The organism is Thalassospira lucentensis (genome assembly GCF_011806425.1).
In the GTDB taxonomy this organism is placed as follows: Bacteria; Pseudomonadota; Alphaproteobacteria; order Rhodospirillales; family Thalassospiraceae; genus Thalassospira; species Thalassospira lucentensis_B.
In genome coordinates, this window is record NZ_JAATOV010000003.1 from 427,852 (window position 1) to 450,685 (window position 22,834).

24 protein-coding genes and 1 riboswitch are annotated in these 22,834 nt (G+C 52.3%); of the genes, 3 read left to right on the forward strand and 21 right to left on the reverse strand.

Features of this window, described 5'->3' with window-relative positions; all coding sequences use genetic code 11:
• Positions 1-6: 6 nt before the first annotated feature.
• The 5 genes from HCZ99_RS11985 to yajC form a co-directional block, all read right to left on the reverse strand.
• Positions 7-387: an Mth938-like domain-containing protein gene (locus HCZ99_RS11985; protein WP_167447203.1), complete on the reverse strand. Its 381-nt coding sequence runs from the start codon at positions 385-387 to the stop codon at positions 7-9.
• A gap of 57 nt (positions 388-444) precedes the next feature.
• A complete protein-coding gene (locus HCZ99_RS11990) occupies positions 445-1,353 on the reverse strand; it encodes a DMT family transporter (protein WP_167447204.1) in 909 nt (302 codons plus the stop codon).
• Positions 1,354-1,493: 140 nt separating this feature from the next.
• Positions 1,494-2,426 (reverse strand): protein translocase subunit SecF, encoded by a 933-nt coding sequence (gene secF, locus HCZ99_RS11995; RefSeq protein WP_167447205.1) that lies wholly within the window; start codon positions 2,424-2,426, stop codon positions 1,494-1,496.
• Between the two features lie 19 nt (positions 2,427-2,445).
• Positions 2,446-4,020, reverse strand: coding sequence for a protein translocase subunit SecD (gene secD / locus HCZ99_RS12000; RefSeq protein WP_167447206.1), 1,575 nt, complete (start codon positions 4,018-4,020; stop codon positions 2,446-2,448).
• Between the two features lie 142 nt (positions 4,021-4,162).
• The gene (yajC, locus tag HCZ99_RS12005) at positions 4,163-4,543 is read right to left on the reverse strand and encodes a preprotein translocase subunit YajC (protein ID WP_167447207.1); all 381 of its coding nucleotides are present in this window, start codon (positions 4,541-4,543) and stop codon (positions 4,163-4,165) included.
• 235 nt (positions 4,544-4,778) lie between these two features.
• Here yajC and HCZ99_RS12010 point away from each other — a divergent pair, with 235 nt between their 5' ends.
• Positions 4,779-5,642, forward strand: coding sequence for an ATP-binding protein (locus HCZ99_RS12010; protein ID WP_167447208.1), 864 nt, complete (start codon positions 4,779-4,781; stop codon positions 5,640-5,642).
• A gap of 69 nt (positions 5,643-5,711) precedes the next feature.
• Here the strand turns inward: HCZ99_RS12010 and HCZ99_RS12015 are convergent, their stop codons facing one another.
• The 14 genes from HCZ99_RS12015 to argS all read right to left on the reverse strand — a co-directional run bounded on the left by HCZ99_RS12015 (position 5,712) and on the right by argS (position 18,854).
• The gene (locus HCZ99_RS12015; RefSeq protein ID WP_254869584.1) at positions 5,712-6,800 is read right to left on the reverse strand and encodes a peptidoglycan DD-metalloendopeptidase family protein; all 1,089 of its coding nucleotides are present in this window, start codon (positions 6,798-6,800) and stop codon (positions 5,712-5,714) included.
• Positions 6,801-6,910: 110 nt separating this feature from the next.
• Positions 6,911-7,549, reverse strand: a complete 639-nt coding sequence (locus HCZ99_RS12020) for a protein-L-isoaspartate(D-aspartate) O-methyltransferase (RefSeq protein ID WP_439654658.1) — start codon at positions 7,547-7,549, stop codon at positions 6,911-6,913.
• An 11-nt stretch (positions 7,550-7,560) separates the two neighbouring features.
• Positions 7,561-8,328, reverse strand: coding sequence for a 5'/3'-nucleotidase SurE (surE, locus tag HCZ99_RS12025; RefSeq protein WP_167447210.1), 768 nt, complete (start codon positions 8,326-8,328; stop codon positions 7,561-7,563).
• A gap of 11 nt (positions 8,329-8,339) precedes the next feature.
• Complete coding sequence (serS, locus tag HCZ99_RS12030; RefSeq protein ID WP_167447211.1) at positions 8,340-9,617, reverse strand: serine--tRNA ligase; 1,278 nt, start codon at positions 9,615-9,617, stop codon at positions 8,340-8,342.
• 99 nt (positions 9,618-9,716) lie between these two features.
• On the reverse strand, positions 9,717-10,712 hold the full coding sequence (gene tatC, locus HCZ99_RS12035) for a twin-arginine translocase subunit TatC (protein ID WP_175581501.1): 996 nt from the start codon (positions 10,710-10,712) through the stop codon (positions 9,717-9,719).
• Positions 10,713-10,714: 2 nt separating this feature from the next.
• Positions 10,715-11,131: a Sec-independent protein translocase protein TatB gene (gene tatB / locus HCZ99_RS12040; RefSeq protein WP_167447213.1), complete on the reverse strand. Its 417-nt coding sequence runs from the start codon at positions 11,129-11,131 to the stop codon at positions 10,715-10,717.
• Positions 11,132-11,166: 35 nt separating this feature from the next.
• Positions 11,167-11,403 (reverse strand): twin-arginine translocase TatA/TatE family subunit, encoded by a 237-nt coding sequence (gene tatA, locus HCZ99_RS12045; RefSeq protein ID WP_167447214.1) that lies wholly within the window; start codon positions 11,401-11,403, stop codon positions 11,167-11,169.
• 175 nt (positions 11,404-11,578) lie between these two features.
• A complete protein-coding gene (locus tag HCZ99_RS12050; RefSeq protein ID WP_167447215.1) occupies positions 11,579-12,622 on the reverse strand; it encodes an ABC transporter ATP-binding protein in 1,044 nt (347 codons plus the stop codon).
• Between the two features lie 149 nt (positions 12,623-12,771).
• Positions 12,772-13,542, reverse strand: coding sequence for an SMC-Scp complex subunit ScpB (gene scpB / locus HCZ99_RS12055; RefSeq protein WP_167447216.1), 771 nt, complete (start codon positions 13,540-13,542; stop codon positions 12,772-12,774).
• A 20-nt stretch (positions 13,543-13,562) separates the two neighbouring features.
• Positions 13,563-14,432, reverse strand: a complete 870-nt coding sequence (locus HCZ99_RS12060; RefSeq protein WP_167447217.1) for a segregation and condensation protein A — start codon at positions 14,430-14,432, stop codon at positions 13,563-13,565.
• A 39-nt stretch (positions 14,433-14,471) separates the two neighbouring features.
• The gene (locus HCZ99_RS12065) at positions 14,472-15,146 is read right to left on the reverse strand and encodes a site-2 protease family protein (protein ID WP_175581502.1); all 675 of its coding nucleotides are present in this window, start codon (positions 15,144-15,146) and stop codon (positions 14,472-14,474) included.
• A 5-nt stretch (positions 15,147-15,151) separates the two neighbouring features.
• On the reverse strand, positions 15,152-16,222 hold the full coding sequence (gene nagZ, locus HCZ99_RS12070; RefSeq protein WP_254869585.1) for a beta-N-acetylhexosaminidase: 1,071 nt from the start codon (positions 16,220-16,222) through the stop codon (positions 15,152-15,154).
• A complete protein-coding gene (locus tag HCZ99_RS12075) occupies positions 16,209-17,099 on the reverse strand; it encodes an SPOR domain-containing protein (protein WP_167447220.1) in 891 nt (296 codons plus the stop codon). Before HCZ99_RS12075 ends, nagZ begins: the two co-directional genes overlap by 14 nt.
• Before the next feature lie 3 nt (positions 17,100-17,102).
• Complete coding sequence (gene argS, locus HCZ99_RS12080) at positions 17,103-18,854, reverse strand: arginine--tRNA ligase (RefSeq protein ID WP_167447221.1); 1,752 nt, start codon at positions 18,852-18,854, stop codon at positions 17,103-17,105.
• Positions 18,855-19,095: 241 nt separating this feature from the next.
• Here argS and erpA point away from each other — a divergent pair, with 241 nt between their 5' ends.
• Entirely contained in the window at positions 19,096-19,437 is a 342-nt protein-coding gene (gene erpA / locus HCZ99_RS12085) for an iron-sulfur cluster insertion protein ErpA (RefSeq protein ID WP_167447222.1), read from the forward strand.
• Between the two features lie 99 nt (positions 19,438-19,536).
• Positions 19,537-20,316, forward strand: a complete 780-nt coding sequence (xth, locus tag HCZ99_RS12090) for an exodeoxyribonuclease III (protein WP_167447223.1) — start codon at positions 19,537-19,539, stop codon at positions 20,314-20,316.
• Between the two features lie 112 nt (positions 20,317-20,428).
• Here the strand turns inward: xth and ribB are convergent, their stop codons facing one another.
• Both ribB and HCZ99_RS12100 read right to left on the reverse strand, forming a co-directional pair.
• Positions 20,429-21,097, reverse strand: coding sequence for a 3,4-dihydroxy-2-butanone-4-phosphate synthase (ribB, locus tag HCZ99_RS12095; RefSeq protein ID WP_167447224.1), 669 nt, complete (start codon positions 21,095-21,097; stop codon positions 20,429-20,431).
• 131 nt (positions 21,098-21,228) lie between these two features.
• Positions 21,229-21,384, reverse strand: a riboswitch (FMN riboswitch).
• A 115-nt stretch (positions 21,385-21,499) separates the two neighbouring features.
• On the reverse strand, positions 21,500-22,777 hold the full coding sequence (locus tag HCZ99_RS12100) for an EAL domain-containing protein (protein WP_167447225.1): 1,278 nt from the start codon (positions 22,775-22,777) through the stop codon (positions 21,500-21,502).
• Positions 22,778-22,834: the final 57 nt, after the last annotated feature.

Genomic DNA, 22,834 nt, shown 5'->3' on the forward strand with positions numbered 1-22,834 from the left:
CGATACTTAAACGGCGATAATCGCCGCGGCGACCCGACGCCCTTCTGACAGAAGAACATTATAAGTTCGGCACGCAGCACCGGTATCCATCGGCTCAATCACGATGCCATGTTCTTTTAACGCCTGACGCCATTCCATCGGTACACGGGTCAATCGGTTACCCATACCAAGCAACAGGATTTCAACCGTTTCTGCGGCTTCTATAATCGGTGCGAATGACTCAACCAGGATGTCATCGGCTGATGACACATTCCACGAATAAACGGCTTCGGGAAACATCAAGATTGATCCGGTGATGGTTTCCTCGCCCAGCCGGAACAAGCCGTCGCCATAGCTGGTCACCATTTTACTGCCTTCGGCAACCATCGTACTTACTTCAATAGACATGTTGGCCCCATTTTGCCGTCGTTCGAATAATGTCCCTTGGACTTAGTCCGCTTTTGATCAAGTGTCGAGGTGTTCTGTGTTCATTTTTCCGCGCCACAGAATGAACAACCCGGACAAAACAACGATCCCACAGCCAATCATCATCGGAAGATCAGGACGTTCGCCAAACAGGATCATGCCCAACGCAATCCCAAACAACAGGCGCGTATAGCGAAATGGTGTCACGGCCGATACGTCACCGCTGCGCATTGCCTTCATCAGGGATGCATAGGCAAACGCCCCCATCAGGATCGCGCCAAGGTAATATAATATGCTGTGCCCATCTGGCCAGATGAATGCTTTGCCGTCCCAAATCGAAAACAGAATGCCAGCCACAATAATCGCGATAAAGCCGTAAAATCCCAAAATGGCTGTACTCAGCGACAGCGGTGCTGCCCGGCTGGCAAGATCCCGGCCTGCAAAACCAATCGTTCCTATGACGGCCAGCAAGGATAAGGCGGAAAAGCTATCAGTGGTCGGACGCAAAATGATCAGAACCCCGATCAAACCAACAATGATCGCAGCCCACCGGCGCCATCCCACCTTTTCACCAAAAATAACGGCCGCCCCAAGAACGACGATAATCGGTGTCGCCTGCAGGATCGCTGTGGTCGATGATAGCGGGGTTAAAGCCAGTGCAAGAACGTAAAACAGCCGCCCAATCACTTCAAAAACAACCCGGATGCCCATGGCACGTGACAGGACATCGGGATTAAGCAGACGTTGTTTTTGAAAACGCGCAATCACCGCAAATAACAGGGCACCGCCAATCCCAAATACAAGAAGCACCTGCCCCACGGCATGGGTTTCAGAAACGGCCTTAACAAAGGCATCTTCAAATGAAAACGCCACCATTGCGGCCATCATCCAAAGACTGCCGATCAGATTTGCGCGATGGTTTGGTGCGGAAGCAATAGGAACTGTCATGAGCTGTCGCCAGTTTAAAAAGGACTTTTAACCGGCGTCCAAGGGGCCGCAAACGATCAACGAACCCAAAAGAAAAGGCCGGATTTGTTTTCGCACAAACCCGGCCTTCCTGTAAATGTCTATCAATTGGGCCTAATGGATCAGGCGCCAGCTTCCTGGGTTTCTTCTTCGCCCTCTGGAATTTTACGCTTAAGGCGCAAAACAACCAGCAACGGCGAGGCAACGCAAATCGATGAATACGTCCCGACCACGATGCCAAAGATCAGCGCCATGGTGAAGCCACGGATCGCTTCCCCGCCAAACGCGAACAACGCAATCAAAGCCAACAGCGTGGTAAATGATGTCATTGTCGTACGTGACAGGGTCGAATTGATCGAAAGATCCAACAGATCGGTGATTTCCATCTTGCGGAACTTACGCAGATATTCGCGAATGCGGTCAAAGACAACGACCGTATCGTTGATAGAATAACCCGCAACCGTCAAAATAGCCGCCAAAGTCGCCAGATCGAACTGAACACCGGTAATGACAAAGAAGCCAATCGTGATCAAAACGTCATGCAAAAGTGCAACGACGGATGCCACGGCAAACTGCCATTCGAACCGGAACCAGATATAGACCATGATCAGCAAAAGCGAGATCGCAACGGAATAAATCCCTGCTTCCTTAAGCTCATCACCGACTTTCGGCCCAACAAGTTCGCTTCGACGAATGGTGACATCGTCGCCAAGCGCCTTGGTCACCGCGGCCAAAGCAGCCATCTGGGCTTTTTCGTCACCATCCTGACGCTGCAACTGGATCAGGACGTCATCGGGTTCACCGAATTCCTGAATAGAAACATCGCCAAGACCAAGACTGCCAAGGTTGTCGCGCAATGCGCCAACATCAGCCGGACCATCCGTTTTGATTTCCACAAGAATACCGCCGCGGAAATCAATGCCGAAGTTAAGGCCCTTGGTGAAGAACATGCCAACAGATGCCAGCACCATCACCAAAGACACAATATAAAAGATCTTCCGGAATTTGAGGAACGGGACGTTCACGTCATCCGGGATAAGATGCAAAGGTTTCATATCTTCCCTGTTCCCTTCCTCAAAGTACCAGCTCGGTCGGACGACGGCGTTTAATCCAGCCTGCAATCAGCAGACGGGTCAGCCAAATCGCCGAGAACATGGATGTGACGATACCAATTGCCAGCGTAACGGCAAAACCCTTGATCGGGCCAGAGCCGAAGCTAAACAGCACCAATGCCGCGATCAGCGTGGTGATATTGGCATCCAAAATGGTCGACATCGCACTACGATAACCCGCATCAATCGCGTTGATCACCGTACGCCCGTTGCGCCGTTCTTCGCGAATACGTTCAAAGATCAGCACGTTGGCGTCAACCGCCATACCAACCGTAAGAACGATACCTGCGATCCCCGGCAAGGTCAGTGTCGCCTGCAAAACAGACATCACCGCCAAAACAAGGATCAGGTTTAGCATCAGCGCGATATCGGCATAAATGCCAAACCGGCCATAGCTGATCACCATAAAGGCGATAACGAAGACAAGACCAAGAACAGCGGCAATTTCGCCGGCCTCAACAGAATCCTGACCAAGGCCCGGACCAACCGAACGTTCTTCAAGGATTTGCATCGGGGCTGGAAGCGCACCGGCACGCAACAGAAGCGACAGGTCATTTGCTTCCTGTACGCTGAACTGTCCGGTGATGATGCCACTGCCGCCCAGGATCGGTTCGTTGATCCGCGGGGCTGAAATAACTTCGCCATCAAGAACGATCGCAAGACTGCGACCTGCACTTTTGCTTGTCACGTCACCAAAACGTGCACCACCCGCCGCATCAAAGCGGAAGGAAACAACCGGGCGGCCGTCGCTAAAGGTTGGCTGGGAATCAACAAGGTTGTCACCCGAAACCACAATACGACGGTCCACCAGATATTCATGAATACCGGCGGCCCGATCACCTTGGTCGGCTGCAGGCAGGATCATGGTTCCTGGCGGCAAACCGGTTGCACGGGCATCTGAAACAGTTTTCTGGGCATTGACCAAATGGAAGTTCATCTTGGCGGTACGTCCAAGAATCGCACGCAAGCGCGACGGATCGTCAAGGCCAGGAACCTGAACCACGATACGGTTTGTGCCCTGACGCTGGATTGATGGCTCCGTCGTGCCAAGTTCATCAACACGGCGACGGACAACCTCAACCGACTGGCTAAGGGCGCGATCGACCAATTCCTTCATGGCGGTTTCGTTATAGGAAACAATGATATTGTTCCCCTCGCCGCTCATGACGGTGTTGGGCTCGATGTTGCGAACCAACTCACGCGCTTTTTCCGCATCTTCAGGATTAAGAACTGTAACTTCTGCACCCTTCATCGTTGCTTCGCGCGGGCGGTTACGGATCTTTTCTTTGCGCAGTTCGGTGCGAATAGAATCCGCCAACGCTTCGTAACGTTCGCGAACCACGCTATCGGTATCAACTTCCAACAACATGTGCGAGCCGCCCCGCAAATCCAGACCAAGATTGATCTGTTTGCTTGGGAGGAAGCTCGATTCTGTCGGAAGAACGTCCTTAGGCAAGAAGTTTGGTGCGGCGTAAACCACACCCAAAGCACACACGATAAGAACCAGTGCTGCTTTCCATTTTGTAAAATAAAGCATGTGTTCTTTGACCGGATTTGTCTGGATCAACCTTGGTCTGGTTCCAAGGTCCTTGGAACAACGGGTATTTTGTACCGCTCAGGCCACCGGTAAAATGCAAGAAGGCGGAGCTAAATGCTCCGCCTTGTGTTGCTCGAAGAGATTAGTCTTTTTTGGTCTCTTCAGCGTCTTTTTCGTCTTTATCTTCTTTGGCGTCGCTTTTCGCCGGTTCGGTTTTCGACAGAACTGTCGAAACCATGCCGCGCGCGACTTTGACTTTAACGCCGTCGGCAATCTCAACCGACAGCTCGTCATCACCAATAACTTTTGCAACGGAGCCGATCAAACCACCGGCCGTTACGATTTTGTCGCCACGGCGGATCGCGCCGAGCATTGCTTTATGTTCTTTCTGCTTTTTCTGCTGCGGACGAATAAGCAGGAAATAGAAAACAACAAAAATCAGGATCAGCGGGGCAAACTGCATCAGTGCGCCTGCACCGTCGGAACCGCCAGCGGCCTGTGCGTAAGCCGTCGAAATGAACATTAGTAACTCCTAATCCCTCAGGACAAAATATATCAACTGCCGGAATATAACGGTGTCGAACGCCAAAGCAAGGAAGAACCGGTTTTTTCCGACTGAAATTGCCATTTATGTGGTCTTGTTCACCAGATTTCTGACGTTATTGCCCCGAACATCCTGTTATTTTCCATTCCCGATATGCTAGCGTTCGCCCTATAAACCAACGTCACCAACAATAAGAAACATCCAAGAGGCATCCATGACCACAGATTTAGATAAATTATTACCAACCTTAGAACGTATCGCGTCCGCACTTGAACGCATGGCCCCACCTGCGCGCACCCCAAACGATCTAAGCGCGGCGGATGCCTTCGTGTGGCAGGCCGAAAATAGCTATCTGCAGCCGGTTCGCAATGTGAACCGCATTGATATCGATTTGCTGCAGGGCATCGGCCAACAAAAAGAGATTCTATATAATAACACCAAGAGGTTCACCGATGGTTTGCCTGCGAATAATGCCCTTTTGTGGGGCGCACGCGGCACGGGTAAAAGCTCCATCGTCAAAGCAATGCACGCCAAGATAAATGCCGAAAGCCCTGGTGCGCTGGCCTTAGTGGAAATTCATCGCGAAGACATCCCGAGCCTGCCCGATCTTTTGCATATCCTGCAAGAAAGCGGTCGCAAAACCGTCCTGTTCTGTGACGACCTGTCCTTTGATATGCATGATGAAAGCTATAAGTCGCTAAAGGCCGTGCTTGAAGGCGGTGTCGAAGGACGTCCAAAGAACGTCATTTTCTATGCGACATCAAACCGTCGCCATTTGATGGCACGCGACATGATCGAAAATGAACGCTCGACCGCGATCAACCCATCCGAGGCAGTCGAAGAAAAAGTATCACTATCGGACCGTTTTGGCCTGTGGCTTGGCTTCCACAATATTTCGCAGGATATCTATTTCGAAATCATCGAAGGATATGCCAAGGAATTTGATCTTGATATCCCGACCGAAGAACTTCATGCCCGCGCCAAAGAATGGACGGTCACACGCGGCAGCCGTTCTGGCCGTGTCGCATGGCAGTTTATTCAGGAAATTGCGGGTGAACGCGGGAAATCAATCGACTGATTTCAATGACTTGTTTGATGTAATTGTTAAACCACGTAAAAAACACCCGGCTTAGCCCCGGGTGTTTTTTTATCGCGATACCATCACACGTGGCAAAAGCTTCATCGGGTCCGAAGATTTACGTCCGCGCCGAATTTCGAAATGCAATTGCGGGAACGTCACCGCCCCGGTTGATCCGACACTTGAAATACGCTGGCCGCGCTTGACCACATCACCGCGTGCAACCAGTGGGTTTTCGGTATGGGCGTATGCCGTCACATAATTATCGGCATGCTTGATCAGGATAAGGTTGCCAAAGCCGCGCAATTCATTGCCGACATAGGTTACAACACCATTTTCCGCCGCCGTGATCGGCGTGCCGCGGTCAGCCTGAATGTTGATCCCGTCATTAAACAATCCACCAGCACCCGCACCATATTTCAGGACAACTTTGCCCTGAACGGGCCAAACAAAGCCCTTGCGTCCGGTCGGTTCGGCCAGAACGACTTCTTTACGAACGTGGCTGCCCTGCCCGGCGGCGGGTGTATGTTTGCGATCGGTCTTCCAGCTTTGCGTGCTGGCAATCTGTTTTTCAGCCGCCGCTGCGTATTCTTGTGGCTTGATCCCGGGTGTTGGAATGTTGCCGCCATCGGTTGGTTCAACGCGGGTTGCGACCGTCGTTGGACGCGCTGGCGTGCTCGGCGCGGAACGTTGCTTGGTCGGCACACTGACCGTCTGGCGTTTGCCACCAATCGTCACACTTTTGGTTCTGGTGCTTGATGCAGTACGGGTCGTTGATTTGGACGTAGGTTTAGACGATGCCACCGCAGTGGATGGTGGTGCACTGTCATAATCGGCCTGCCAAGGCGGCAAGACCAACCGTTGACCAGGATAAATGATATAAGGCGCGCGCAGGTCGTTTCGGCTTGTGAACCGCTGAAAATCGGCACTATAGCGTGCGGTCAACTGCGAAACAGTGTCGCCAGGTTCAACCGTGATAACGCGTTCGCCATTCTTGAGTTTCGGCATGCTGTACGGGCTATAACTTGCGCCATCGCCATACACCACCGGTACCGGGGTAGAATTTAGCAAACAGCCGCTTAGCGCCGCCGTTGTCATGCAGACAAGCAGCAGGTTTCTTCCACGTTGAAAAGCCTGTGTGACACAATTTTCCATCATGGAAATCAGTGTCCATGATTAGCGGTTAACAATCCGTAAGGACCGCTGCTTTTAAGTCGAATTTTCGATGATTTCTGATCAGACCTGGCACAACGCGAAGAATGCCTGGCCTAGAATTCTTCGGTGCCCGGCAGCATTGGCACAAACCGCACCGGCATCAATTCGGTGACTTCGACGCCACTTGGCGTTCTCAGCACGCGCAACAACAGCTGCGTATGCGACACCTCGCCCACTGGCACGACCATAATCCCCCCAACGGCAAGCTGATCGACAAGAACCGGCGGAACGTCTTGGGCGGCGGCGGTCACAATGATCCGATCAAACGGTGCCTGTGCTTTCCAGCCAAGCCCACCATCCCCGTGCAGGGTTGAAATGGTATGCAGGCCAAGCTGACGGAATTTATCTTCGGCCTCACGCAGCAGCGGTTTATGCCGTTCTAGCGTATAAACACGGCGGGCAAGCTTTGCCAAAATGGCCGCCTGATAGCCAGACCCAGTACCGACCTCTAAGACCTTCATGCGGTCATTCAGCTCAAGCGCCTGCGTCATTAACGCAACGATATAGGGCTGTGAAATTGTTTGTCCCTTGCTGATCGGCAAGGCGACGTTTTCCCACGCACGGGACATAAACGGTTCAGCGACGAATATTTCGCGGGGAATATCGGCCAGCGCGCGCAACACGGTCTCGTCATGAATGCCATCATCACGAAGAACGTCAAGCAGGTTGGCTATTTTTGTTTCACGCGTAATGACCGGCTCGTTCACGTAAATGCTTTCGTCAGTTTTTCGTGCGTTTCGTAATGGGTAAAATCAAGACTGATCGGCGTTACCGAAATATCGCCTTGTTCGATTACCCGCAAGTCTGCATTTGGGTCTTCGGGCAAATCAGACAGAATTGCTCCAATCCAATAATACGGCTCACCGCGCGGATCATGGCGTTCGGCGATGTGATCGCCAATTTGACGCTGACCTTGCGTTGAGACGCGGACACGCGCCCCACCCTGTGCTTCTTGTTCCGGAAAGTTCACATTGATCAAAACACCCTTTGGCCAAGTTGCCTCAACCAAGGACTTGGTCACGTCATTAAGATGTTTTTCCGCCGTGGTCCAATTGATCATTTCACCGGAAAAATACTGCGAAAATGCAATCGCAGGCACGTTTAGAAGTGTGGCTTCCATCGCCGCGGCGATCGTTCCGGAATAGGTCACGTCTTCACCAAGGTTTCCACCCCGGTTAATCCCCGACAAAACAATATCAGGTGGCGTATCACGCATGATCTGCTGCAAGCCCAAAAGAATGCAGTCCGTTGGCGTCCCATCAACCGCATAATGGCGGTCATCGCGTTTATGAATGCGAAGCGGACGACGCAGGGTTAAAGAATGCCCTGCGCCGCTTTGTTCCATGGACGGTGCAATCACCCAAACATCGTCGGAAAATTGCCGTGCCAACTGCTCAAGCAGCTTGATCCCCGGCGCATCGATGCCGTCATCATTACTAATCAGGATGCGTGCGTTGGATAGATCAATCATGCCAAGATGCCTTAGTCGCGCGGTGAGATAACCTCGACCCCGCCCATATACGGTTTAAGCGCATCCGGAACCCGGATAGAGCCATCTGCCTGCTGATAGTTTTCCATCACCGCAATAAGGCAACGTCCAACCGCAAGACCAGACCCATTCAGGGTATGCACAAACTGGGTCTTTTTGTCGCCAGCTGCACGATACCGTGCATTCATGCGACGTGCTTGGAAGTCACGCGTGTTCGAGCACGATGAAATCTCGCGGTATTTGCCCTGCCCCGGAAGCCATACTTCAATGTCATATGTCTTGCAGGCCGAGAATCCGATATCACCAGTGCACAAAATAACCGTGCGATATGGCAATCCAAGACGTTCAAGGACCGTCTCAGCACAGCGGGTTTTACGCGTAAGTTCTTCGTCGGACTTTTCCGCCTCGACAACCGACACCATTTCGACTTTCGAAAACTGGTGCTGACGGATCATGCCGCGCGTGTCACGCCCTGCCGAACCGGCTTCTGAGCGGAAACACTGCGTCAATGCGGTGTAGCGCAGCGGAAGTTTTGCCTGATCGATAATATCGCCAGCCACCTGATTGGTCAGCGTGACCTCAGATGTCGGGATCAACCAGTAATCATTCGTGGTTTTAAACGAATCTTCGGCAAATTTCGGCAACTGGCCGGTTCCGAACATGGCGCTATCACGCACCAGCATCGGAGTAATGGTTTCTTCGTAGCCATGCTCGGTGGTGTGCAGATCAATCATGAACTGCGCCAAAGCACGTTCAAGCTTGGCCAAACCAGCTCGCAATACAACAAACCGCGCACCTGAAAGTTTGGCTGCGGTTTCAAAGTCCATCATACCCAGTTTTTCTCCGATCTCGAAATGTTCGATCGGTTGGAAATCAAAGGTGGTGGGTTCGCCCCAACGATTGACCTCGACATTGTCGTCTTCGTCTTCACCAACCGGCACTTGCGGATCAAGAATATTGGGGAACGACGACAAAAGCAGATCAAGATGTTCGTTCAGGTCAGCCTGACCATCTTCGGCGGACTTGATCTTGTCCTTGAGCGCGCCCATTTCGGCCATCAGTTCATCAGCATTCTCGCCATTTTTGCGAAGCTTGCCAATTTCACCGGAAATCGTTTTGCGGCGTGCCAGCATTTCCTGATGTTCGGTCATCAGTTTGCGACGTTCAACGTCAATGTCGATCAGACGTTGTGCCGTAATTTCCTGCTTTCGTGCGGTCATCGCCGCGTCAAAAGCCTCGGGGTTGTCCCGAATCCATTTTATGTCGTGCATCGAACAGCACCCTGTCAGTCAAATATGTGTGGCTTTATACGATGGGGTGCACACAAGGTCCACCCCATCAAATCAGACGGTTGGAGGTGATAATTTCAATTAACGTGCGTCATTGAAATCGTCTTCTCCGTCATCGGCGCGTGACGGTCCGGACAAGCGCGGTGCATCATCATCCGATGATGAACGCGTCAGTGACGTCTGCCCATCATCATAGGATGCACTTGCTGCCGCGGCACCTTGTTCGTCAACGCTATCATCGGACTTGGCAACGGAACTGCCACCAGAAGGATCATCTTCCGGATCATCATCATTTTCCGCCTCGGCTTCCGCTTCTTCGGCTGCTTCGCGTTTTGCGCGTTTGCGTTCCGAAATACGGGCCATAAAGATGGAAATTTCATACAGAATAATGATCGGAATACCCAACCCAACCTGTGAAATCAGATCAGGTGGCGTCAAAACTGCGGCAAAAACGAATGCAATCACAACCGCATAGCGGCGTTTCTTTGCCAAGCCATCTGCGGTCACAATCCCAGCACGTGCCATCAGTGTCAGCAACACCGGCAACTGGAAACACAAGCCGAATGCAAAAATCAGCTTCATCACCAAGGACAGATATTCATCCACCTTGGCTTCAAGCTGAATTGCAAGGCTAGACGCCCCACCCGCTTGTTCGAAACTCAGGAAGAACTTCCATGCCAGCGGCATGATGAAGTAGTACACCAGCGCCCCACCCGCCAAAAACAAGATGGGTGTTGCAAACAGAAACGGCATGAATGCCGACCGTTCATTTTTGTACAATCCCGGCGCGACGAATGCCCAGAACTGCGACAAAAACACCGGGGCGGAAATGAAACAGGCAGCAAAGAACGACACTTTGACATAGGTGAAGAACACCTCGGTCAAAGCGGTATAAATCATGCGGCGATCCGGCCCCATGATGTCTGCCAACGGCTTGACGAGGAACCCATAGATATCCTCGACGAAGTAATAGCAGAGACCAAAGGTCAAAAAGAGCGCCAAGACAGCCCATGTAAGGCGATTTCTTAGCTCTATCAGATGCTCCATGATCGGCATCTGTTGGTCATGCGATTGCATGTTCACGCCTGGCTCTCCGGCTGGTCTTTCTTTTTACTGTCATCAGCAGCGGTCGCTTTGCTTTCTGACGACTTACTTTCGGAGGCAGCCGGTTTTTCGGCCTGACCATCGGTCTTGGCCGCGTTACCAGAAGACGCTTTTGCGTCTTTTGCCTTTTCATCGGTCTTAGGACTGCCGATGGTTTTTTCCATAAAGTCGGTTGGGTTGGTATGGGCGCTGCTGACTTGCTTACGCAGATCATCCAATTCCGCTTCGCGGATGATGTCATCAATACCACTTTGGAATTCGCGCGCCATTCCGCGCACTTTTTTCCAGTAACCCGCTAACTTGTAAAGAAGATGCGGAAGCTCCTTGGGGCCGACGACAAATAATGCCACCAAGGCCACAAGAGCCATTTCGGTCCAGCCGATATCAAACATATGACACGCCTATCTGAAGGAAACCCGACAGACGATCAGGATTTCACAGAATCCTTGTCTTTGCTTTCGGATGAAACCGATGCAGAGGTCGTATTTTCGATGGTTTTGGCCGAAGCGCCAGCATCGTTTTCTTCGTCTTTTTCGTTAATGCCCGCTTTAAAGCTCTTGATGCCCTTACCCATGTCGCCCATCACTTTTGGCAGTTTACCTGCGCCAAAGATGATCAGAACGATCGCAAGAATAAGAACAATTTGCCAAACGCCAATACCCATAACTTCTTTCTCCAAAGATCCAATCTGCCTTCCGGCGTTATGCACGGATAATGGCAGAAAGCCCCCCACTGTGCAATGCGACGGATACGTTAAAACCCGGCATCACAATCCAACTTTAATATAACAGTGATTAGGCGGTCTGTTCCGGTTGGATGTGAAGGAACAGTTGGCCATATCAAGACATAGGAAACACGAAGGTCATCTCAGGATCAAGCGTAATAGCAACGGAATTCTGATTTAATGTCGAAAACCGCCGCGGCACACGCGCATGAATGTGCCCGCCCTTCTGCAATGTCAAATGCATCAGGTTGACTTCCCCCAGTGCCCGAACGGCATCCACATTGGCCATAATGTCGTGGCCATTAACCGCATCGGCGATGTGAAGGCCTTCAGGACGCACCAAAACATCCACCTCGGTGCCATCGCTGTAATCTTCGGCTTTGATCTGGCCAACCGGGGTATCAATTACGCCGTTATGCACGGTTGACGAAAACTGGTTCACCTCGCCAAAGAAGGACGCCACGAAACGATTTTCCGGACGGAAATAAAGTGATTCCGGTGTGCCGTCCTGCATCACCTCGCCGGCATTCATCACAATGATCCGGTCGCCCATATACATGGCTTCTTGCGGATCGTGGGTCACCATGATCGTGGCAATGCCAGCATTTTTAAGAACATGAAGCGTGGTATCACGCAAATCCGCCCGCCGTGCGACATCCAACCCAGAAAATGGCTCATCAAGCAACATGATCTGCGGACGCGGAGCCAGAGCACGCGCCAAGGCAATGCGCTGTTGCTGCCCACCTGAAAGTTCATGCGGATAGGCATCCGAATAGCCAGACATCCCGACCTGTGCCAACGCATTTGTAACCGCCTCTTGGCGTTCCGCCTCGCTAAAATGCTTAAGGCCAAAGCCGATATTTTTCGCAACGGTTAGGTGCGGGAACAGGGCATAATCCTGAAAGACCATGCCAACGCCACGTTTTTCCGGCTCCACATAATCACCTGCGTGGGCAACCACCTGACCGTTAATCGAAATATGCCCGGATTGCAGCTTTTCCAAGCCGGCCGCCAAACGAAGAGCCGTCGTTTTGCCGCAGCCAGATGGCCCCAGCAAACAAACAATTTCTCCTGGGGCGACATCGAAACTAACGTCGTGCAGAACCCGGTTGGAACCGAATTCGTGACTGACATTCGACATCCTCAAACCGTCGGGCATCAACAAACTCTTTATGTGAACGCGACCTGACCAAGACACAGGTGCAAATGATTAGCGAAATCTTTCACAGAACTTAAGTCCCCGCGCCCATTCTTGCAAGGCGCAGATTGACTTTGCACACAGATCAACGTGAACGGCCGCGTGCGCGCTCAGGACTGCGCGTTTTCGCTATCATCCAAAAGATTAGGATTGTCGGAATAAATCGTCTCGTCAAGCTCTTCTAGATTGCGCGACGTTAATGCTTCTTCGACGACATTATCGGTGACGTCCCCGTCATCAACAAGGTCAGGCAGCGCTTCGTCATCGGAATTGGCACCATATCGGCCCATTCCCGGGCGACTATCAAGCAACCCAGCGGCCTTAAGGTCGGCAAGACCGGGCAAATCATCACGATGTTCAAGGCCAAAGTGATCCAGGAATTCATCCGTCGTCGCCCAAAGAACCGGACGCCCCGGAACGCGTTTACGCCCACGCGGACGGATCCACTTGGCTTCTAGCAGAATATCAAGTGTGCCTTTTGACAGCGCCACACCGCGGATTTCTTCGACTTCGGAACGTGTAACTGGCTCGTGATAAGCAATAATCGCAAGGGTTTCCAACGTCGCCCGCGTCATTTTCTTGGCTTTTTCAACCTCGATATGCAGATCACCGGCAAGATCAAATGCCGTACGAAACGCCCATTTATCGCCAACCCGGTTCAAATTCACCCCGCGCGATGCATAGGTTTCCTGCAATGCATTTAAAACTGCCGCGATATCAGTATTTTCGGGCAAACGGGCGGCAATGACGCGTTCGCTAACCGGCTCGGCCGAGGCAAACAAAACGGCCTCAACAATTCGCACATGCTGAAAATCAACCTGCGGGCCGGCTTGCACGCCTTCGATTTCAAGCTGCGCGTCAGTGTCTTTATCATTTGCCATTCACGTATCCCTGCCCGTTATCAACCGGTCAAATCATCATAAGGTCGATCATTGCGTGGCAAATCGCCTTCGCGCGGTTTTTGCGGTGACCGCAACATGATCGGACCAAATGTTTCTTCCTGCGAAATTTCCAATTCCCCATCGCGGCACATTTCAAGGCTGGCGACGAAATGGGCCGCCAAGGCCGAACGCGCCTTAAGGGGCGAACCGAGCCCGTGGGGCATAAATTCAAGTAACTTGGTCCATGTCGGGACAACCCGACGACCAAACAGATCGCGCAGTCGCCGGATCGCGTCATCCATGGCGTATAAATCGAATGCTTCGATTTCCAGCGTCTTGGCTTCTGACGTCAACATGATCTGCGCATAGGATTTCAACAAATCATACAGGGATGCATCATAGACCGACGCAGTTGTGACCCGAACTTCTTCAGGTGCGCCGCGTGCAAAGAAATCACGCCCAAGATTTGGCTGTGCCAGAAGCTTTTCACCCGCCGCCTTCATCGCCTCAAGCCGTTTTAGCTGGAAGGCAAGAAGCTCGGCCAGTTCTTCGGCACTCAGCTCATCCTCTTCGCTATCTTGTTTGGGCAGCAAAAGCCGAGATTTCAGGTAGGCCAACCATGCAGCCATCACCAAATAATCCGCCGCCAGTTCAAGCCGAAGCCCCTGCGCGGTATTGATGAATTCCAGATATTGTTCGGCAAGATCAAGGATCGAAATCTTGATGATATCGACCTTTTGGTCGCGTGCCAGTTCAAGCAGAACATCAAGCGGGCCTTCAAACCCGTCCAAATCCAGGATCAAACGTTCGGCAAGGCTCGGCGCGTCATCATCGACCGGCTTTTTGTCGAACACCTCATCTGGAATTTCCAACTCAAACTGGTCTGCCATCAAATCCCCTTGCCGGCCACCCGCACATCAATCTGGCTATCAGATAATGATTGCCGTCAAAAAATGAACCAGTTCTCTGGCCGGTGTAATCACCAACCACTGAAAGATCGGAAGGTAGATGCCAAGCTTTTCGGTCACATAGGGCAGCAAAAACACCACACCGATCAAAATGATCATGCCGGTTTTTTCCATACGCGCCAAGACCCGCGCAATCGGAAGCGGCGAAATCGCTGTTAAGACCCTGCCCCCATCCAGCGGCGGGATCGGCAGCATGTTAAACACCGCCAAAATACAGTTCAGCCAAATCGACTGGTTAAGCATGGTGGCAAGCCAGTCATTGACGGCTGGTGAGAAGCTCGGCAACCAGACCATCAACAAAATCGATAAGATCGCCAACCCAACATTGGTAAGCGGCCCCGCCACGGCAACGCACACAACGCCAAGACGTTGCGGATTAAGGCGCTGAAAGGCCACTGGCACCGGCTTGGCATAGCCAAACAAAAACGGTGCGCCGGTAATCAGCAGCAAGGCCGGGATCAAAATCGTGCCGATCGGGTCGATGTGACGAATGGGGTTTAAGCTTAACCGACCAAGGCGCTGCGCGGTATCATCGCCAAACATTTTGGCGGCAAACCCGTGCGCTGCTTCATGCAGGGTCACGGCAAGCAAGACCGGCACCACCCATGTGGTGGCCGAAATAATCACGTCGATCATATGGTTCACGCGCCGGTTTCCTCTGCCCGCCAAACCGGTGCCAAAAGGTCGGCCAGACGCATCTGCCAATCGGTCAACTGGGTTGGTGATGGTTTATCGGTTTTGAAACCGGAAATCTGATTGGTAAAGGTCTGCGCCCGTTCAAGGGCGGGCCCAGACAGCAGCGGCGTCATTGACACCACTTCTTCCATCTCGGTCCGCTTGCCATTGCAATGAAGGGCAACGTCACACCCTGCCGTCAGGCAGGCATGCGTGCGGCTTGCGATAGAACCGCCAAGGGCCTCCATCGACAAGTCATCGCTGATCAACAGGTTGTTAAACCCAATGTCATCGCGAATGACGTCATCGATAACCGTCTTTGAAACCGTACCGGGCCGCTGATCATCGATATCGGTAAACAGCAAATGCGCAGACATGGCGGCCAGAACGTCTTTCATTTGACGAAATGGCACAAAATCAAGCTCGGAAAGCTCCGCCCGTGACGCGCTGACAATCGGAAGGTCTTTGTGACTATCAACCGACGCACGTCCGTGACCGGGAATATGTTTGATAATCGGTGCAATCCCGCCATCAAGCAAACCGGCGGCAACCGCACTGGCCAGAATGACCACACGCGATACATCCGCACCGTAGGACCGATCACCGACAACGTCGCTCATGCCCGGAAAACGAAGGTCAAGAACCGGCGCGCACGTAGTGTTAAACCCGGCATCCCGCAAATCGGCTGCCATGAGACGGGCATTGATATAGGCCGCTTCGCGGGCATCTTCCGGCGCGCTATCAAAAAGCTCACCAAACACACCGGCAGCTGGGATTTTTCGCCAATGCGGCGGTTTAAGGCGCATGACGCGCCCGCCTTCTTGGTCGACAAGGATCGGAACATTGGTTTTGCCAACAATGTCGCGCAACTGATCGGTAAGGGCGCGAACCTGATCAGGATTTTCAACATTGCGGGCAAACAGGATAAAGCCATAAGGATCCGCTTCGCGAAAGAAGCCCTTTTCCCAATTGCTCAGTTCCGTTCCATCAACGCCCAGAATACAGGCGCGCGATTTTCTAACTTCAAGGCCGGACAATGAGGCACCCCACATTGCGTTGTTTCAAATCAGCACACAGCTTTTCAGCACTCGCCGCATCGGCAAGCGGACCTGCCTGAAGGCGGTAATAAACGCCCTTGCCTTCAATTTCCGTGCGCTGCACGAACATCTTAAGATTACCAAGCAAGTCTTTGTTTTTCGATGACAATCTTTTCCACTCGGCCGCGGCACGGTCTTTTTCACGCAAGGACGCCATCTGAATACGGAAATCCCCAGTGGCGGCGCTTTCCGTCGCACTTGCGGTCGTGTTTTGTGCGGGCTTTGACGGTGCAGTTGCTTCGGGTGTTTGGTTGGCCCGTGCGTTCGCAGCAGCAATTGCCTTCTGCGCATCGCTTAAGGTTTCTGGTTCCGAAATTTCGGGTGCTTTTATTTCCGATGACCCGGCGGGCACGTCGGCAGCAGTTGCCGCCTCGCCCGCATCAACATCATCCGCTGCACCACCTGCATCCTTATCCGCCGTTGCAGCATCAGATTCTTTTGGTGAAGTTGGCACAACATCGGGTGCGCGCGGCATGTCGGGCAATTCCTGCAACACGACATCCGCATCCGGATCAACATCGCTTAGCTGATCGTAAACTGTGGTGTTGCGATGCGGGACTTCCATCCCACCCGGATCTTCGGGTCGAAGTTTGATCGGGGATGGATCAGGCAGAAGGATCGGTAATTTCCCATCGTCCTGAATAGGCTGGCCCTGATTATAAAACCAGTAACCAGCCGCACCAAGGCCGCCAATCACGACAGCCGCCCCCAAGAACACAGTCAGAACGCCCTTCGTTTTGCTTTTTCCGGCGTCTGGCTCGCCACCATAATGGCCGGAACGCTCTGCATGAAGGTCATTACCGTGTTCTTCATTCATATCTTACATCTCCTCGACAGGCGTCACACCAAGCACCTCAAGCCCCGATGCAATTACCGTCGCAACGGAACGGATCATTGCAAGACGCGCCAAGGTCGCAGGCAGATCATCAGCAATGATAAAGCGAAGCTCGGTGTTATCGCGTCCTTTGTTCCACAATCCATGGAATTCAGCCGCAATTTCTGTCAGGAAAAAGGCGATACGATGGGGTTCATGCGCAGTTGCCGCCTGTTCGATAATACGCGGCCATTCCGCCATACGGCGCACCAGAAGCTTTTCATCTTCTGACGTCAACAAGGACAAATCGGCATCTTTAAGGGCTGCGACGGACAAATCCTGCTCTGGGAATGCTTCCGCCGCCTGACGGAACACCGAATTGATCCGCGCATGCGCGTACTGAACATAAAATACCGGGTTGTCGCGCGACTGTTCGGTCACCTTGGCGAAATCAAACTCAAGTGCAGCGTCATTTTTGCGGGTCAGCATGATGAAACGCACAACGTCCTTGCCAACACGCTCGACAACGTCGCGCAACGTCACAAAGGTACCGGCACGCTTAGACATTTTAACCGGTTCGCCATTATCGAACAGACTGACCAACTGACAAAGTTTAACGTCCAGATCGCCTTCTCCGGCGGTAATCGCCTTGGTGGCAGCCTTCATGCGTTTGACGTAACCACCGTGATCGGCACCCAAGACGTCGATCATCAGGTTAAAGCCGCGCTCGTACTTATCAAAGTGATAGGCAATATCCGTCGCAAAATAGGTCCAGCTACCATCGGATTTCTTAAGCGCACGGTCAACATCGTCACCAAAGTCGGTCGCGCGGAACAAGGTCTGTGGGCGTGGCTCCCAATCATCGGGAGTTTTGCCTTTTGGCGGCTCAAGCACGCCGACGTAAATATCGCCTTTTTTCTCAAGATGCTCAAAGGCGGACTGCACCTTACCTGCCTTCACCAACCCGTCTTCTGACGTAAAGATATCATGCGCAACACCAAGTATGCGCAGGTCTTCTTTGATCAGCAACATCATCTCGACGATGGCAAAGGTGCGAAACTCTTCAAGCCATTCTTCTTCTGGCGCGCCAACCCATTTATCACCATCGCGATCGGCAAGTTTTTTGCCCGGTGCGACCAAATAATCGCCCGGATAAAGCCCTTGTGGAATTTCACCAACCTCTTCGCCAAGCGCTTCGCGGTAACGGATATGAAGCGAACGGGCCAGAACATCAACCTGCGCACCGGCATCATTGATGTAATATTCCTTGGTAACGTCGTATCCAGCCTTGCTTAGCAAGTTGGCAAGAACGTCACCGACAACTGCCCCACGGCAATGGCCAACATGCATCGGGCCGGTCGGGTTTGCCGACACATATTCGATGTTGATTTTGGCGTCCTTGCCCATGTCGCTGTTGCCGTATGCGGTACCAACTTCAAGTACCTTGGTCACCTGCGACAGCCAAAACTGATCGGCCATCCGCAGATTGATAAATCCGGGGCCAGCAATTTCGACATTGTCGATATGGTCAAGCAATCGAAGTTTCTCAGCCAGTTTCTCGGCAAGGTCGCGCGGCTTCATCCCGGCGGCCTTTGACAGAAGCATTGCGGCATTGGTTGCGGCATCCCCATGAGACGCATCGCGCGGCGGCTCCACCGTCACGCGTGAGGTATCACTTCCCTGCGGAAGAACCCCTTCATTCTCAAGGGCAACAAGCTGTTTCTCGATGTCGCTTTTCAACAGGCTGAAAACATTCATAACTTTGGTCTTTGCATATTTTTGTTTGTGGTCAATCGGACCATGTGACTGCGGCTGTTTTGAGACATTTCGCATCAAAAGGCAAGCAACGGGTATTTTGAATGCTTACAGGTTTTGACATTTCAGCCATGCACGCTAAATAGTGGCTTAAAGACTACGATCCGAACGTGCTATGATGTGCGCCATGGATCGTGACTGTCCCCGCTGGTTCTCTGGCGGATTGAAGACCAAGGAGTGTTGAATGACTGAAGCTTCACGGCAAGTCCAAATGACCGAAAGTGCTGCAAAACGTGTTCAGGAACTGATCGCAAGCGAAGGTGCTTCGAACACAATGCTGCGCTTGCAGGTTTCTGGTGGCGGTTGCAGTGGTTTTCAGTATGAATTCTCGCTGGATGACAAAACCGGCGAAGAAGACTGCATTTTCGAAAACCACGGTGCGAAAATGGTGATCGACGAAGTATCGCTCGATCTTTTGGGCGGTGCAGAGATTGATTTCGTGCGCGAATTGGTGGGGGCTGCCTTTCGCGTCAACAATCCCAATGCGACATCGTCTTGCGGCTGTGGATCAAGTTTCTCAATTTGATCCATCGCGAAAAAACGATTTATAAAGCGGGGTCCGTTTACTGCGGACCCCGTTTTGTTTGACCCGACTTATCTGACACACCCTAGAATCGAGGCCTGAATGAAAATCGCCACCTGGAACGTCAACTCGATCAAGGCGCGCCTGCCCAATATCATTGAGTGGCTGCAAGAAGCCAAACCCGATGTTGTCCTGTTACAGGAAACCAAAACGGTTGATGACGCCTTCCCGGCGATGGAAATCGAGGATCTCGGCTATAACATCGCGATCCACGGCCAAAAAACCTATAACGGCGTTGCCATTCTCTCGAAATACCCGATCGAGGATGTTGAACGCGGCCTTCCAGGCAATGATGATGACGCCCAGGCGCGCTACATCGAAGCAACCATCAGTTCGCCGAACCCAGTGCGCGTCGCGTCAATCTATGTGCCAATGGGAACCGCTGTTGGTGATGAAAAATTCCATTACAAACTAAATTTCCTTGATCGCTTGATCACCCGGTTTGAAAAAATCCATCAAAGCGGCGAAGCAGCCGTCATGGGCGGCGATTACAATATCGCGCCAGACGATTCGGATGTCTATGACCCGGCCAAACTCCGTGAAATGGTTTTGTGCTCGACCACCGAACGCAAACTTCTTCTCTCCCTCATTCCTCTTTTCTACACCGACGCGTTCCCTACCTTCTTTCCCAAAGGCCATCAATATAGCTGGTGGGACTACCGTGCTGGTGCATGGAACAAGGATAATGGTCTGCGCATCGACCATCTTCTTTTGACCCCGGCCGCCGCCGATCGTCTGAGCGCCTCTGACATTGACCGTGATCCACGCGGCAAGGAAAAGGCATCGGATCACACACCAGTCTGGTGCATGATCGACGACTAAGCGCTCTAAGCGGCGGATTACAGATTTATCGAATACGCCAAAGGGCAGCACCATTTCGGGCTGCCCTTTGTGTTTGATCTCGGTTTTTAGTCACGCCGCAATTTAACGCACTTTATTCTGCGGCCTGCTGCATCGCCATGCGATAGGCAACGATGTCTTCGATGCTGATAACGACCATGTCATGTTGCTTGGCATAGGCGATCAACTCTGGCAAACGCGCCATGGTGCCGTCCGGGTTTGTGATTTCGCACAACACACCTGACGGTTTCAGGCCCGCCAAACGCATCAAATCAACCGTCCCTTCGGTATGGCCGCGGCGCTCCAAAACACCGCCGGCCCGCGCACGCAGCGGAAACACATGCCCCGGACGCGCCAAATCAGACGCCTTGGCACCATCAGCAATCGCTGTTTTCACCGTGGTCACACGATCGGCTGCCGATACACCCGTGGTAACACCCACCTTGGCTTCGATGGTGACAGTAAAGCCCGTGCCCATGCTTGATGTGTTGTCCGCAACCATCGGCGGCAAATCGAGCGATGTTGCGGCTTCATCTGTCAGACACAGACAAACAATGCCGCTGCAATCGCGGATCATCATCGCCATCTGTTCATTTGTCAGATTTTCTGCGGAAAAAATAAGATCGCCTTCGTTTTCGCGATCTTCGTCATCGACAACCAGTACACCTTTACCTTGGCGGATATCAGCAAGTGCACGTTCCATACGTGCAGTCGCATCGCCAAAGATCGAAAGATCTGATTCCTGATGAACACTCTGATTCATAACCGTCCTCCTCGGATGGCGGCTTACGAATCAGGGCACAAAAGAAAGGCCCGACGTCATGGCGCACCGCGCCAATCACCGGTCGTAGACAAAAAGCATCGCACCCCATCGGGGCAACGTTACCTGTCACGCGTTATCCTCTCCCATCCGGACTATTACCGTCGGCTCCGGAGTTACACCGGATCTGCTGACCCTGCCGACCCAAACGGATCAACAGGCGCTCGCGGGCTTTCCAGATAACTGGATTTACCGCCGGTAGGGATTTGCACCCTGCCCTGAGAATAAGCGCCGTGTTTAAACGACAAGCTTGATCAAAATCGATCAAGCAAAGGCACTTTAGAAAAGCATAGACCGCTTGTCAAACCAGATAAAACCATGACAGCCGCCTGCGAAACCAACGGTTTACACCTCTGATAGCACTTTTCCGGCCCGGAAATGAAAATCGCATCCGTTTTTGCGCGCTTCACGTGGTGCCCATTGGCATACGGCACACCGTTTATCAGACGAACGCTTTTGCGCTTGGCATTCGCGGTTTAAATATGGGCCAAGCAGCGCGTCGATATAGGTGCCCTGAAAGGCATCCACACCAAGACTACGCCCCATACGAAGCGCCGTGCGGCTGTCACACCGTGTCAGGATCAAGTTTTGATCCGAAAACAGGTTGGCAAACTCGCGCAACCGTTCGGTGACTTCGCTGCGCCGCGATCCGATAATATTTTGGTCCCAGATGACCTTGATAAAATCGACATTCATTTTGTTTGCCGACAAAAACTCCAACGCTGGCAGCGTGATGCGATCCAACCCTGCACGGATGCCAACCGATTGCAGGAATTCACAGGCATCTTCAAATTCCCACCAATTGGCAATCGCGTTCTCCATCGAAAATTCAATCGCCATATTCTCAATCAGCGCACCATCATCCGATCCGATAAAATCGGAAAAGGCCTCACTCAGAACGGTTTGCACCTGCATGTTCAAATGTAACCGGTCGGGTAAAATGGATGACGCTTTGCTGCGCGTGACATCCATCACTTTTTCATCAAGAACCCGCGACAGGATTTCAATCTCGCCCGGCCCTTCAAGCAGAAAACTCGCCAGATGGTACTGCCGCAGATAATCGAGCGAGCAATAAAGCTCATGACCAAGCACTTCGCGGCGGCTGTTTTGCATACTGACGATGGCCTGACGGCGACACGAATCAAAAACCGCATCCAACGAAATGGCATTTCGCAACATTTCGGCCAGATCAAACCGCTCAGACGGCTGGTTCGATGATTGCCCGACATGCGGCAGCCCAAGGGTTTCTAAAACCTGTTGTTCGTCTTTTGGCCATTCGAACCGCTGCCAAAGATTTACCGGAATATGCCCAAGGCCCTGACGTTCAATAACCTCGTCTAGCGTTTCACGTACATGCGCGACAAAGCTATCGTCATTTTCGGCCCATTTGGCACCTCGAACAAACGCCACCATCCCATTTTCAAGACGGTACAGCTGCGTGTATTCGGGCAGATGGTGAAATGCATCCCGGCTGATGGCCTGATAATCTTCGCTCGTCAGACGCAAATCCATCGGGATATCCAGAATGCCAAGGTGTGGCTTTTTACCATTGGCGGAATGCTTGTGAAGACGATCTATAAAACGGCTAAGCGGGACGGCTGGTTTGGCGGCAGGAATAGTCATTCGGCGATCCTGATCTTAAGGCAAGATCGCGATCCTGACAGTCATTTATTAACTAAA